The organism is Bacillus piscicola (assembly GCF_022458745.1).
In the GTDB taxonomy this organism is placed as follows: domain Bacteria; phylum Bacillota; class Bacilli; order Bacillales; family Marinococcaceae; genus Alteribacillus_A; species Alteribacillus_A piscicola.
Genome location: NZ_JAJJJF010000016.1, coordinates 1 through 13,202 on the forward strand (window position 1 = coordinate 1; position 13,202 = coordinate 13,202).

The window sequence follows — 13,202 nt, forward strand, 5'->3', positions numbered from 1 at the left end:
CAGGTCGACGAATTATATTTAGGCTTGTACTTTACGAATAAAGCTATAGTATCGTATCGTATAGTTAATAGCGGTGTATAGCTTCGACTTACACTTAAGGGGACTGGATGCGTCTGGTCCTTTTTTAATTTTGCCCGAATACTGGGAATTTCATGGAATGGGCTTACATTCAATCCGCTGATTTTTTTCTTTTGGCGGTTCTTTTTGCCGTTCATGAGACCGGATTTATCTTCTTTTTCGCTAATATTGGTCTTATGAACGCTTCATAAGACCGGTTTCCTGTGGATTTGGGTGGTTTTCGGTCTTATGGATGCTTTTAAGGGCTTCTCACTCCTCTCTAGCCCTCGGGGCTAGAGTATCTTATTTATCACCTTATAAAACCCGACAGCCAACAGGACGCCTGCTGTGTTGATGGCGAGGTCGAGGAAGCGGGCGTCGCGGGTGAAATATTCTTGGCTGATTTCGATGGCTGCGATTAGGATGAATAATGGGATCAAGGTTCGAATCTTTAGTCCGAGCCAATTGAAGTAGAGGATCCCTAGGAGGAAGCTGCCGACTAAGTGGCCGATCTTTGAGATGACGAAGTAGGGTTCGGTGTTGGCTAGGTAGCGGATGTCCCAGAATTTGTTCCAGCTTACTTCGGTGGTGAGTTGGAAGGAGATGTGGAGTTCGTTGATGAAGGCGCTAGAGCTGCTGGTCCACATGCCGCATAGGAATATGAGTAAAAAGGTTATGAATGCTATGGCTCTCATGGTTCATGTCAACTTTCTTGTAGTTTTTTCGCGTGCTTCTGGCTTTCTGGCTTCTCTAACAGCTTGGCCATGTTTTGTTTGTAGGCTTCGACTCCTGGTTGGTTGAATGGGTGGACGTCGAGCAGGTAGCTGCTGATGGCGCAGGCTTTTTGGAAGAAGTAAAAGAGAGAACCGATGTGGTATTCGTCGAGTGTCGGGATGGACAGGACTACATTGGGTACGTCGCCGTCGGTGTGGGCCTGGAGTGTGGCTTGGCAGGCTTGTTTGTTTACGTCTCCGATTGTTTTGCCAGCGAGGTAGTTTAGTCCGTCTGTGTTGCTTCTTCGATGGGTACTGCTTGTCCGTTGTCTTCCACCCATAGTACGGTTTCGATTATATGTCGCGGTCCTTCTTGGATGTTGAAGAAGGACATAAGTTAGTTCCACCTCTGCCATCTTTTTGATCCACTCCGGACAAGGTATTGACCCACTTATGACATAAGTGAGTCACTTAGTATAAGTACAAACAGCTCTTGGAGGCTTCTAAGTTTCCAATGGCTGTTTCCATTTACTTTAAGTGGCTCTCAGATCCGCACTTACTGGCTCATTCTGTAGGCACATGCCCACGAGTTCTTCTTCCGTTATAAACGACAGGACATTTTGAATATTGAGCCTCACCATGCCCGCGTCCCCCTTTCGATGCAAAAACAGCGAGGATGACTCCCCGCTGTTCCCATCCGTTCTTAATCTCTGCTGTAAATATCGCGTGTATATACTTTACCTTCTACATCTCGTAATTCAGCGGACATGCGGTTAGCGACGATGACGTCGGATGTTTCTTTAAATGTGGCAAAATCATTGACCACCTGTGACCCTTCAAAGGTGTCCTCCGCGATCGTTGGTTCATAAATAACGACGTCTACCCCGCTTTCTTTCAAGCGTTTCATGACTCCTTGGATAGCGGATTGTCTGAAGTTATCGGAGTCGGTCTTCATGGTGAGCCGGTACATGCCGACGACTTCCGGCTCGCGCGCGAGGATCCGGTCGGCAATGTGGTCCTTTCTCGTCCGGTTGGCCTCCACGATCGCGGTGATCATATTATTCGGCACATCAGCGAAGTTCGCTAAGAGCTGCTTCGTATCTTTCGGCAGACAGTAGCCGCCGTAGCCAAACGATGGGTTGTTGTAATGATCCCCAATCCGCGGATCCAGGCCGATGCCATCGATCATCTGCCGGGCATTCAAGCCATTCACCTCCGCATACGAATCAAGTTCATTAAAAAAAGCCACTCGCATGGCCAGATACGTGTTCGCAAACAATTTGATCGCTTCTGCTTCCGTGGAATGAGTGAACAAGATCGGGATATCCTCTTTCACCGCTCCGGCAGCGAGCAAGCCCGCAAAGACCCGCGCCCGCTCGGACTGCTCCCCGACAATAATCCGCGAAGGATACAAGTTATCATATAACGCCCGGCCTTCCCGTAAGAACTCCGGAGAAAAAATAATAGTATCTGTGCCGAACTTCTCTCGCACTTGTTCCGTATAGCCCACCGGTACCGTCGATTTAATCACCATCACGGCATCCGGATTAATTGCGATCACATCCGCAATCACAGCCTCCACCGAACTGGTATCAAAATAATCCTTCGCCGGATCATAATTCGTCGGAGTGGAGATAACGACATACTCTGCCTCCTGAAACGCTTCCCTTTTATCAGTGGTTGCCATCAAATTCAATTGTTTTGACATTAAAAAATCCTCGATCTCCTTATCGGTAATCGGGGACTTCCTGTTATTAATCCTATCTACTTTTTCTTGAGAAATATCGAATGCTACCACTTCATTGTGCTGAGCTAACAAAATGGCATTCGACAAACCGACGTAACCAGAACCAGCAACTGTAATTTTCATATCCTGACACAACTTCCTTTTTATCATTTTACGTTGTAATAGGTAACATACCAATCCGTAAACTTTTGTAACCCTTCTTCAATCGACCTCTTTGGTTTAAATCCAACTGCTTGCTGAAGTAAGTCAGTTGACGCATATGTAGCCGGGACGTCCCCAGGTTTAATTGGTTCAAACTCCTTTTTAAATGTCACTTTTCTACCTAAAGAGTTACTCAATGCTTTTTCTAATGCCCCAATAAAATTCATCAGCTTCTCTGGGCTGTTATTTCCAATGTTGTACACCTTATGTTGCACTTCCCCTTCAGGCGGATTACTTAATAGCCGCTCCATCCCCTCAACGATGTCATCGATATAAGTAAAGTCCCGGTAAAGGTCGTTCTCAAAATCACCATTATTAAATATCTTAATTGGTTCACCAGCAAAATATTTATCCGTGAAACCAAAGTAAGCCATATCGGGACGCCCCATAGGTCCATATACGGTAAAAAAACGAAGCCCTGTTGCTGGAATCTTATAAAGATGACTATACGTATGTGCCATTAACTCATTTGATTTCTTCGTAGATGCATAAAGTGAAACTGGGTTGTCAACAAAATCTGTTTCTTCAAAAGGAACTTTTTTATTGGCTCCATAAACTGAACTAGATGAGGCATATACAAGTTGATCCACTGGATTATATCTGCAGGCTTCAAGGATATTATAAAAGCCAATGATATTACTTTGCATATAGACATCCGGATTTTCTATTGAATACCTTACTCCTGCTTGCGCAGCTAGGTTTACTATTATACTTGGCTTGTACTCTTCAAAAGTCTTCATCACCATATCCTTATCTGATATGTCACCTTTAATAAAAGTAAACTTCTCATAAGGTTCCAAATTCCCTAAACGAGTATGTTTCAGGTTCACATCATAGTAGTCATTAACGTTATCAATACCAATCACCTGGCAGCCCTGTTCTAGTAGTTTTCTTGATAAATAGAATCCAATAAAACCAGCTACCCCAGTGATTAGGTATGTTTTACTAAGATCAAGAGTTTTGTAATTCAAGATTCTTCGACTCCTTAATAGCTGCTCTAATTGCAGGCTTTCTTCCTATTGAGTGATACTCTACTCCTGCTTCATGCATATCCTCAACTCCATAAACATTCCTACCATCATAAACTAATGACGTTCTCATTAACTCCTTATAAGTTTCAGGCGTTATTGATTTTATTTCTCCCCATTCAATACATAGCAGACATTCGCACCTTCTAAAGCATGCTAGATGTTGGAAACATAAGTGATGTTACCTTCTCCATTCTTACCTTCTGGATGTACTTTAGCAAAGTTCTTTGCACCCTAATATTTTCAAGCGCTTTCGTAATCCTTAGGGAAACATGAACCACCAAAGCCAATTCCTGCATTTAAAAACTTACTTCCAATGCGTTCATCAAAGCTCACTCTCTTAGCGACATCCTGAATATCAGCTCCGACCAATTTACAAAGATTAGCTAGATCGTTCATATAAGAGATTTTTAATACGAGGAAGTCATTGGATGCATATTTAATCATTTCTGCCGATCTCCTATTTACTGACAATCGGTAAATGAAACGGTTCATAAATCTTCGTAGGCAACTCTTCTGCCCATTTACTTTCAGTCCCAATAATAATGCGCTCTGCTTGTAACGTATCATATATAGTCGATCCCTGTGCTAAAAATTCAGGGTTGGATGCTACTTCTACTTACACATCATTGACTAAAAAACATGAATAAACTGCTCTACCTTATCATTTGTACCTACTGTCACTGTTGGTTGACTTTACAACAGCTAAACAGTCCTTTTCTACAGATTCAGCAATTTGCCTTGGAACCGTTGCGATATACGATAAGTTAGCAGATCCGTCAGGTTGTTCAGATGTACCTGTACCAATAAAAATTGCGTCTGCATCTTACAAGCTGATTGATAATCAGTTGTATAATCAATTCTTCCAGCTGCGTAACTCCTCTGCATTAGCTCCTCCAAACCAGTTTCATAAGTTGGAGAAACACCAGACTTCATTAAGCTCACTTTGTTTTCATTTATATCAACTCACGTTACATTATGACCAACTTCGGCAAACCAGACCTCTGCCACTAATCCGACATAGCCTGTTCCAGCTCCTGCGATTTTCATAAAAAAGCCTCCTCTTTTAAATGGGTTAAATTATGAACGTTTTACTAAAAACCACCCGTTCAAAAGATTTTCCCTATTATAATAGAACCTTTCATCATCCTCATATCTAGTCACTTTTCCACCTGCCGCTTCAACAATGGCTTGTCCTGCTCCGGTATCCCATTCCATTGTTGGAGCGTATCGTGGATAATAGTCTGCTTTGCCTTCTGCCACTAAACAAAATTTTAATGAGCTTCCAGATGAGACAACTTCAACATCTCCATGCTTTGCTTCTAATTCTTTAATAAAGGTTTCTGTTTCCTCTGACATATGGGAACGACTTGCAACAGCACGTGTTACTTGACGTTCACCTTGTTCTGGAAGGCGAACACTTTTTTGAAGTAACTCTTCTTCATTTGCTACTTCTGCCTTCGTAGCATTTTCTAACTTATAAGCGCCTTCTCCAACACGGCCGAAGTAAAATACATCCATTGCCGGTGCATAAATAATACCAATTGAGGGGTATTTTCCTTCAATTAATGCGACGTTTACTGTGAATTCACCATTTTTCTTAATAAACTCTTTCGTCCCATCAAGTGGATCAACTAGCCAAAACTGACTCCATTCTTGACGCTCACTGTAAGGCATCTCTCTTCCCTCTTCGCTCAATACAGGAATAGTAGAATCGATTTCATTCAAACCTTTCATGATTGTATTGTGTGAACGTTGATCTGCTTGCGTTAAAGGTGAGTTATCATCTTTCACTTCTACATTAAAATCCTGTGCATAAACATCTAAAATTTCTTTCCCAGCTTCTAGTGTGATTTGAAATAGGTCGTACATATTAAAATTCTTCATCTATTTGAAACCGTCCTTTTCTGAAATTAGATTCCCTTTTTGCTAAAACCATACAAAGTTAACAATCCCTACCGTTACAAACATAACAATTATACTTAATGGTGTACCAACTTTTACATAATCTTTAAATTTATATCCTCCTGGTCCGTATACAATCAAATTGGTTTGATAACCAATCGGTGTTATAAAACTAGCTGACGCAGCAATAGAAATTATAACTGCAAAACCCGTATACGGAATATCCAAAGATGACGCTAACTCTAATCCAATAGGTAGCATTAACACAGCAGCTGCACTATTCGTTATCAGTTCAGTAAAAATATTAGTTAATAAATAGACTAATAAAAGGACTGCAATAATACCTAATGGTTGTCCTAATGCTAATAATCCCTTCGCCATCCATGCCGCTAATCCGCTTTTGGTCATAGCTGCACCTACCCCAAGTGCACTAGCAATGAGAAGTAATACATTAAATTGAATATATTTCTTAGCTTCTTCCGGTGTGATCATCTTTGTCACTATTAATAAAAAAACAGCTAAAATCATAGCCTTGAACATACTTAACCAACCAAAGGTCACTAGCAGAATCATCGAAACTAACAGACTAATAGAGAACCAACCTTTTTTTCTACTTTCATGTAGATTAGTTGGTGTAGCTAAAGAAGAAACAACATAAAAGTCACTAGATTGCTGGTAATTTCGTATAAAATCAGAACCTGCAAGTAGCAATAATGCATCACCAGGGCGAAGAACGATATCTCCCACTTTACTTTTTATGCGCTCATTGTTTCTATGAACAGCTAATACCCCAGCATCAAACCTTGAACGAAATTGTGATTGTTTAATAGATTTATCTAATAATGTGGATTGATGAGAAACAACAGCTTCTACTAATTGGGTATTACCATTTTTTAATTCTTCAAGCTGTAGCTCAGAACCAGTTTCAAGAGCTAATCCTTTTGTGTTTTGAAGATCTGCTATCGTGGATATCAATCCAGTGAAGATTAGACGATCTCCTTCTTGAATGATTGTCGTGGAACGTACTGGAGAAATTCGCTCTTTTCCACGAATTATTTCTATTAAATAAAGACCGTTTAGTTCCCTTAAACCGGCTTGTTGAACAGACTGATTTATATTAGGAAAATCTTGCTTTACAGTCATTTCTGCAATATATTCTTTTGAATGAGCAGTAACTTGTTCTCTAAAACCCAAGTGATTAGGAAGTAACTTATACCCAAAAGTAAATAAATATAAAAGACCAATGATTGTAATTGGAACTCCAACAATTGCTAGTTGAAATAACGAAAAACCTTCCAAACCAAAATCTAATAACATTCCATGCACAACTAAGTTAGTGGATGTACCCATTAAAGTAATGGTACCTCCCAAAATAGTTGCATATGATAAAGGAATTAAAAACTTTGACGGGGCAATCCCTCGTTCTTCACACCAATTCTTAATTACAGGAGTAAAAGCTACAACAATTGGTGTATTGTTAAGAAATGCTGAAAAGAAAGGAATTGGTAAAAAGAAACGAATCATCGAGCCGCGTATACTTTTACTTTTATTTAACCATTGCTTCATGACTTGATCTACAATTCCATGCTTTTGTACCGCCCCAGCCACAATAAATAATAACGCAATTGTCAACATACCTTGATTGGAGAATCCCTTTAATACCTCTTCTGGAGTCAATAACCCCGTTATCAAAAATATAACAACAACTGAAAAAACAACCATGTCGGGACGTGCCAATTCTAATAATAGTGCAGTCAACATGGCTATTATCATAACCAATACGAATATCATTTCTAGTGACATGGGAGGCCTTCCTTTCACAAAACACAAAATCACTTATTATCAATTATCAAAGAAAGCTACTACTAATTAAAAAGTAGTAGCTTCTTATAATAATATCTAATCCCAAAGTTTCATAATTTCCTTCACAACATAATCTGTTGCTTCTTCTAACGTGTATTTGCTTGTATCGATCTCAATTTCTGGATTTTTTGGCGCTTCGTACGGGCTAGAAATACCGGTAAAGTTTGGAATTTCACCTGCTCGAGCCTTTTTATAGAGACCTTTTACATCGCGTTTCTCACATTCTTCAAGTGATGTGCTTACATAGATTTCAATATATTCCTTACCAATGACCTCTCTCGCATTATTACGATCACTGTCATATGGTGCAATGAAGGAGGCTAAAGTAATTAAGCCTGCATCATTCATCAGCTTTGCCACTTCAGCAATACGACGAATATTTTCGACACGGTCACTTTCTTTAAATCCTAAGTTTTTGTTCAAGCCATGACGTACATTGTCACCATCTAGAAGCATCGTATGGTGTCCTAGTGAAACTAATCGTTTTTCAACAGCATTTGCAAGTGTTGATTTACCTGAACCTGATAGACCCGTGAACCAAAGTGTCAATGGCTTCTGTCCCTTTTGTTGCGCTCGAATCTCTCTTGTAATGTCAGTTTCTTGCCATACAACATTTGTTGAACGGCGAAGTGAATGTTCAATTACTCCGCAAGCCGATGTCATATTCGAAACACGATCGATTAAAATCAATCCACCAAGTGCTTCGTTATTTTCAAAAGTATCAAACACCATATTTTCTGATAGTGAAATATCACATTCTACTAGTTCATTTTTGAAGATCTTATCAGCTGGAATATGATCCCCAGTATTAATATCAATCTTATGCTTAATGGACATCACAGTACCAGGAAGAATTTTTGTTCCTACTTTTACTAGGTAGTTACGACCTGGTACAAGCTTCGTATCATCCATCCATAGAATCGTGGACGTGAACATATCGGTTACTTGGATATTGCTTGACGTTGTTAACACATTTCCACGAGACACGTCCACTTCACGGTCTAATTGAATGGTTACAGGCTGTCCAACAATCGCGGAATCCGCTTCTTTATCTGCCACCAATATACTTTTTACCTTTGCTTTTTCATTACTTGGAAGCGTCGTGATTTCATCCCCTACCGAAATAGTTCCAGCTTCGATTTGACCTTGGAAGCCACGAAAAGTGTGGTTCGGACGACTTACACGCTGAACAGGAAGGATAAAGCTATCCTGTTGTTCTTTCGTGACATCTACATTTTCCAGATAAGGTAACAATGGTAAACCATTATACCAAAGTGTGTTCTCTGACTTTTTCGTAACATTGTCACCTTCAGTAGCTGAAACCGGAATCACTTGAACACTTTCAAGATTAAAACCATGCGTTAATTGTGTAAAATCCTTTTTAATTTCCTCAAACCGTCTTTGGTCAAACTCGATTAAATCCATTTTGTTTACAGCTAAAACAAGGTGCTTGATCCCCATTAAAGCACAAATACGAGCATGACGTTTGGTCTGAGTAATAACGCCCTTTGTTGCATCAACTAGAATTATAGCTAGGTCTGCAAAGGAAGCCCCTACAGCCATGTTACGTGTATATTCTTCATGTCCTGGTGTATCAGCTACGATAAAGGAACGATTGTCTGTCGTGAAATAACGATAAGCTACATCAATTGTGATCCCTTGTTCCCTCTCTGCCATTAAACCATCAAGGAGAAGAGAATAATCAATCTCCCCTCCACGACTACCTACTTTACTATCAAGTTCTAAAGCTTTTTCTTGATCAGCAAATATTAGTTTTGCATCGTATAACATATGGCCAATTATTGTTGACTTCCCGTCATCAACGCTTCCACACGTAATGAATTTAAGTAAGCTTTTCATTTTAGAAATACCCCTCTCTCTTACGGCGTTCCATACTTCCAGCGGCTTCTTGATCAATCACTCGGCTAGTTCGCTCTGATGAAACTGCTCCAAGTGTTTCTTCGATAATCTCATCTAAAGTGTCAGCTTCAGACTCAATACCACCAGTAAGAGGGTAACAACCTAATGTACGGAAACGAACTTTCTTCATTACCATTTCTTCACCAGATTCTAGTTTCATACGATCATCATCAACCATCACGATATTGTCATCACGATAGACGACCGGTCTTTCTTTAGCAAAATATAACGGTACAATATCGATGTCCTCTTTACGGATGTATTGCCAGATATCTTTTTCAGTCCAATTCGAAAGTGGAAAAACACGCATGCTTTCACCTTTGTTAATTCTTGTATTATAAAGCTTCCACATTTCTGGTTTTTGATTTTTCGGATCCCATGCATGGTTTTTGTTACGGAAAGAAAAAACTCGCTCTTTTGCACGTGATTTTTCCTCATCACGTCTTCCACCACCAAAAGCAGCGTCAAACCCATATTTGTCCAAACCTTGCTTTAAAGTTTGAGTTTTCATAATATCTGTATAAGCTGAACCATGATCAAATGGATTAATACCTTGGTCTACCGCTTCTTTATTTATTTCTTCTATCATTTCTATTCCAAGTTCTTTTACTTTTCGATCACGGAACTCAATCATTTCTTTAAATTTCCAGGTTGTATTCACATGCATAAAAGGGAATGGTGGTTTTTCAGGATAAAATGCTTTCATTGCTAAATGAAGCATCACAGAACTATCCTTTCCAATTGAATAGAGCATTACTGGGTTTTCGCACTCTGCTGCTACTTCACGAATAATATATATTGCTTCAGCCTCAAGTTGATCGAGGTGTGTTAATTCCTTCATCTTTAATTCCTCCTATATATAAGCTCTTACCTATTCCTGTATAATTCACTCGAAAGATAATATAGAATAAATACGAAAAAAATACTAAATTTTAAAATGGGTGTCAGATTTTGGTTTCTTTATATATATATGAATTAAATATATATACCGGTAATAAGATAGGAGCAAGTGCTAGATTTCTTAAATCGCTAAACCAATGATTATCATAACTGATTTTTTCCCGTTTCTTTGTATCAAATCTCATTCTATTACCCATTATATTATGGGAGTTGGAACTTTTCAGATCATAACTTTCTCTGTTATTTTCCTCTAATTCCAAAAATGTATAAATTGCATTAAGTTGTTCTTCTAATTCAAAAACTACCCTTTCATAAGATACAATATGAAAAGGTATATTGTTTTTCTTTAGGTACCTTAATCTTTGAACATTTGAGATTAGCCATTTATATGCTAGCCATGGATAGATCTGCTTTTTTCTTCCCTTTCTTTTTCTATTGTTCATTTCTGAAACTACCCAACTTCTAAAATCTCTTACTAAAAATAAAACTTTTATATCTTTAGGACTTTCTAAGTAATTATTGTATTTTTCAAGGAATACTAATTGCTTGCTTCCATCAACCAATGTTTTATCAGAATACATTTTATTAAACTTATTTGTTACTTCTTTATAAAACTCTTTTTCACTAGAAGTTCTAGATAAAAAGGGGCCCCAAAATTCACAATCTTTACCAGTTTGACCACAGGAGCATATATGAGATTTAAGATATTTTTTATTAATTGTAAGTTGTTCAATTGTTTGTCCAACTTCACCTAAGCCCTCTAAACAACTATCCCGTGTTAATAATAATTCAAGAAACGTTGAACCACTGTGTCCCATACTGCATATGAATAATATATCATTACTCCCGCAACTTCCCATTCTTTAACACATCCTTCCAAAAAAAGAATATTACTTTCGAAATCTCTTGAGTGTTTACTTATTCCATGAATTAAAATCTATTCCCGTAAGTTCACTTAGTTTCTTATTCTTTTCATAAAAATAGTTATTTAAATATTCTCTATCCTTAATACCCATTTTAGGTATATTCGTTTTTTTTACCAGCTTTCTGGCAATTGGCTTAATTACTCCAGGAGTATACCTAACTACTCTTTTGAGTATTGGATATTTAATTAAAAGATTATTATATTTTCTTCCAAACCGAGTTGCAACATATGATTTGTTATCATGTTGATTAGACTTTGTTTTAAAATGAGAGTTAACACCAATAAAATTGAAGCATCTTTTTAAAGTTTCATCAGGCTTTTCTATTAAATCTTCAAATTTTAGTATTAAAAAGGATTCTAATGGGAAATATTTTAACCACAATAAAAGTTGTTCATTATAGTTGCTTGTATCTAGATGATTAAAATTTTTGCTTCTAATTAATTCCCCAAAGCTTTCGTCTATTCTACCAGTCCTAACACCATGCCAATAGCCTGAGTAAGTTCTATCAGTAGGATTTCTTAATATATATATAAACTTAGCTGAGGGATTTAAAGAATAAACCCTAGCAGGAACACTATCTGTACCAGAACTGGCATTTTGTTTATCAAGTCTAGCCATAGCATAACTAGTAGATGCATCGACTAATATATTTTTTTTACTATTAAATGTTTGTTCGTACCACTTAATACCTTTTTTGTAATTCACAGTAAAAAAATGTGTTTCCTTTGGGTTAGAAACTGTAATCTCAGGATGAGTATCTAATAATGACGCTAAAGTAGAAGTACCCGATTTCTGGGCACCTATTAAAAATACTTCTGGTGGGAAACCCATAACTACATCTCCTTTATTTAAAAATACCAAGTAAAAAGATTTTTTGGGTGCTCAAAGTATGATAAGAAAAATTCATTATCTAAATACCAAAGCATTTATACATAACCTAATTTTTTTAAGTTCTTATAACACAAATTATTAACAGTTTCTTTATCTTGTTCTCCTAGTTCACTTCTCCATTTTCCAATAGATGAAGTATTAATTGGATTTTTAACATTTTCATGATGCGAATGACCACTAACATCACCTAATTGGTTGGTTTTAGATCGATTTAGCATTGAGTCTTTATATTTAATTTCTAAAAATTCGCATAACCTTGTTAGTTCTTCAGTGGTGTTATTAACTAGCATTTCATACTTAACCTCAAACATATTTTCACTTGATATTGTTTTCGAGAATCTATCTATTTCATTTATACTAATATTCCACCTTTCACATGATTCTTCCAACGATTGATATAAATTTGCATTCTTATAAGAAACAGCAACATCTCGTCCATCACGAATAATGTGAATAAATTTTGCTTCAGGAAATGTTTTATATATTTCTTTTAAATAAAATGTATTTAAAGGAGTTTTGTCTCCCCACTTTTTAATATATAAGCCATTACTAGTAGCGTATTCCTTATAAATTTCGTCTAAAATAGAAGCTAGGTTTCTATTTTTATGATCCAGGTTTTTACATCTTTCATAAACCTTCCAAACATCAACATCCCACCATTTAAACTCCGGATTCCCGTCAAAAATGGCTAGGGTTATAGCACAAATTTCATTCCACTGTATGTTCTTAAAATGAGATAGGGCGTAGTACTTTCTTATAACATTTCCAAGAACGTATGATTCAGGAGGTATTACGATACCCTCTCCTTCAACTAACATACTTCTCAACAATGTGTTTCCGGATCGCCCAGAACCTATAATAAAAAAAGGAGCTATTTGATTGCTATTTAACGGATAAGCTTTATTAAAATTAAATAAACTTCTTGTCATATCAAATAAATAGTAAGAAGTAAGTCCTTTAAGCTTATTTTTAAAAATATTTTCTCTTGAATGCAATAGGATATTCCCCCCTCTGTTTGAATGTTAAATATTCATATTTATTTGCCTTAAGC

12 protein-coding genes and 1 pseudogene are annotated in these 13,202 nt (G+C 37.5%); all 13 read right to left on the reverse strand.

The window, feature by feature from the left end:
* Window positions 1-350 precede the first annotated feature (350 nt).
* Entirely contained in the window at window positions 351-752 is a 402-nt protein-coding gene (locus tag LOR49_RS16055; protein ID WP_240377968.1) for a VanZ family protein, read from the reverse strand.
* An 8-nt stretch (window positions 753-760) separates the two neighbouring features.
* Window positions 761-1,186, reverse strand: coding sequence for a glucose-6-phosphate isomerase (locus LOR49_RS16060; RefSeq protein ID WP_240377969.1), 426 nt, complete (start codon window positions 1,184-1,186; stop codon window positions 761-763).
* A gap of 287 nt (window positions 1,187-1,473) precedes the next feature.
* On the reverse strand, window positions 1,474-2,640 hold the full coding sequence (locus LOR49_RS16065) for a nucleotide sugar dehydrogenase (RefSeq protein ID WP_240377970.1): 1,167 nt from the start codon (window positions 2,638-2,640) through the stop codon (window positions 1,474-1,476).
* A 23-nt stretch (window positions 2,641-2,663) separates the two neighbouring features.
* On the reverse strand, window positions 2,664-3,689 hold the full coding sequence (locus LOR49_RS16070) for a GDP-mannose 4,6-dehydratase (RefSeq protein ID WP_240377971.1): 1,026 nt from the start codon (window positions 3,687-3,689) through the stop codon (window positions 2,664-2,666).
* A 300-nt stretch (window positions 3,690-3,989) separates the two neighbouring features.
* Entirely contained in the window at window positions 3,990-4,193 is a 204-nt protein-coding gene (locus tag LOR49_RS17785) for a hypothetical protein (RefSeq protein WP_420830493.1), read from the reverse strand.
* Between the two features lie 13 nt (window positions 4,194-4,206).
* Window positions 4,207-4,682 (reverse strand): annotated as a pseudogene (locus tag LOR49_RS17790) (hypothetical protein).
* Between the two features lie 144 nt (window positions 4,683-4,826).
* The gene (gene cysQ / locus LOR49_RS16080; protein WP_240377972.1) at window positions 4,827-5,633 is read right to left on the reverse strand and encodes a 3'(2'),5'-bisphosphate nucleotidase CysQ; all 807 of its coding nucleotides are present in this window, start codon (window positions 5,631-5,633) and stop codon (window positions 4,827-4,829) included.
* Window positions 5,634-5,675: 42 nt separating this feature from the next.
* Window positions 5,676-7,454, reverse strand: a complete 1,779-nt coding sequence (locus LOR49_RS16085) for an SLC13 family permease (protein WP_240377973.1) — start codon at window positions 7,452-7,454, stop codon at window positions 5,676-5,678.
* Window positions 7,455-7,550: 96 nt separating this feature from the next.
* The gene (cysC, locus tag LOR49_RS16090) at window positions 7,551-9,374 is read right to left on the reverse strand and encodes an adenylyl-sulfate kinase (RefSeq protein ID WP_240377974.1); all 1,824 of its coding nucleotides are present in this window, start codon (window positions 9,372-9,374) and stop codon (window positions 7,551-7,553) included.
* 1 nt (window position 9,375) lies between these two features.
* On the reverse strand, window positions 9,376-10,275 hold the full coding sequence (gene cysD, locus LOR49_RS16095) for a sulfate adenylyltransferase subunit CysD (RefSeq protein WP_240377975.1): 900 nt from the start codon (window positions 10,273-10,275) through the stop codon (window positions 9,376-9,378).
* Between the two features lie 103 nt (window positions 10,276-10,378).
* Entirely contained in the window at window positions 10,379-11,194 is an 816-nt protein-coding gene (locus LOR49_RS16100; RefSeq protein WP_240377976.1) for a sulfotransferase, read from the reverse strand.
* A gap of 54 nt (window positions 11,195-11,248) precedes the next feature.
* On the reverse strand, window positions 11,249-12,091 hold the full coding sequence (locus tag LOR49_RS16105) for a sulfotransferase domain-containing protein (RefSeq protein WP_240377977.1): 843 nt from the start codon (window positions 12,089-12,091) through the stop codon (window positions 11,249-11,251).
* Between the two features lie 95 nt (window positions 12,092-12,186).
* Window positions 12,187-13,146 carry a sulfotransferase family protein gene (locus LOR49_RS16110; RefSeq protein WP_240377978.1) on the reverse strand — a complete coding sequence of 320 codons (960 nt, stop codon included), beginning with the start codon at window positions 13,144-13,146 and terminating at the stop codon, window positions 12,187-12,189.
* Window positions 13,147-13,202 lie beyond the last annotated feature (56 nt).